1 protein-coding gene is annotated in these 1,192 nt (G+C 67.5%); it reads left to right on the top strand.

The genetic code is table 11. The annotated features are described in order from the left end of the window. The first annotated feature begins 98 nt into the window (after positions 1 to 98). Positions 99 to 674, top strand: coding sequence for a group II intron maturase-specific domain-containing protein (locus ACIQE0_RS38760; protein WP_402341114.1), 576 nt, complete (start codon positions 99 to 101; stop codon positions 672 to 674). Positions 675 to 1,192: the final 518 nt, after the last annotated feature.

Here is a 1,192-nt window from a genome sequence, read left to right as displayed (position 1 = left end):
GACGGCTGGGCGATGGGAGCCGTGTGAGCCGAGAGGCTCCCGCACGGTTCTGCGAGCGGCGGCGGGTGAGATTCCCGCCGCCGACTCACCCGGTGGTGATGTGCGCCAGCCGTGAGCAGGCCGAGGCCGCCCTGGAGCGGCTGCGGAACCTGTTGGCTGAACTCGGCCTGGAGCCGAAGGCGGCCAAGACCAGGATCGTGCACCTGCGGGTGGGTGGCGAGGGATTCGACTTCCTCGGCTTCCACCACCGGTGGGTGGCGTCCCGGCCGCACGGCAACCGGCGCCCGGTTGCCTTCCTCGCCCGCTGGCCCTCGGCAAGGGCGATGCAGCATGCCCGCGATCGGATCCGTGAACTCACGGACCGACGCAGGCTGTTGCGGCCGGTCAAGGTGATCGTGGAGGACGTGAACGCGTTCCTGCGCGGATGGGCTGCGTATTTCCGGTTCGGGAACTCGGCCCATGTCTTTGACCAGATCGGCTCGTACGCGCGGATGCGGATCGGCGGGTTCCTCGCCAAGAAGCACCGGCGCACCAGGAAGTTCGGCTGGGCGGTGGTTGCCTTCGCCGCCCAGGACTCCCTGGGACTGATCGCCCTGCACGGGACCGTCGTTGCACCCAGACCCTTCCGGGACTGGCGGGGCAGGCCGAATGCCGGTGGTGAACGGCGTCGGTGAGCCGTGTGCGGGAGAACCGCACGCACGGTTCGATGCGGCGGGGGCTGGAAACGGGGCGGACGTACTCCGCCACCGCGCCAGCCCCCGACCCTACACGAGGCGGACTGTCCGACTGGTGATCAAGAAAGCAGAAAGTGCCTCTGACCAGCTCTGACCAGCGAGAATGAGGATTGCTGAGGTCCTTGTTCCCGCTACCGCCGGAGGCACTTTCCAGGTGAAGGTGCGACACGAGGTCGCGTGTGTTGAGTGGGCTCTTTTGGAGAGGGGGTCGGCGATGGCGTCGGCGACAGAGTAGCCCCGGGTCAGTGTCCGATGGCCTGTCCCCACCCGGACATGCGTCGCTGGTAACGGCGGGGTGTGAAGCTCCGGGTGAGGTTCCCCCGGCGTGCGGGAGGTGCTGATCAGCTGGTCAGTACGGGTTGGCGGGGTTGCAGGTTCGTTCGTTTGGTCGTTGCCTGGTCGGCGTAGTGCTTCTCCTCGAACTCGACGGGGCTGAGGTAGTCGAGCCGCTTCTGGAT

The sequence above is a fragment of the Streptomyces sp. NPDC093097 genome, assembly GCF_044754325.1.
Lineage (GTDB): Bacteria > Actinomycetota > Actinomycetes > Streptomycetales > Streptomycetaceae > Streptomyces.
The sequence above is the reverse complement of the archived record's forward strand: the minus strand, read 5'-3'. Positions and strand labels throughout refer to the sequence as shown.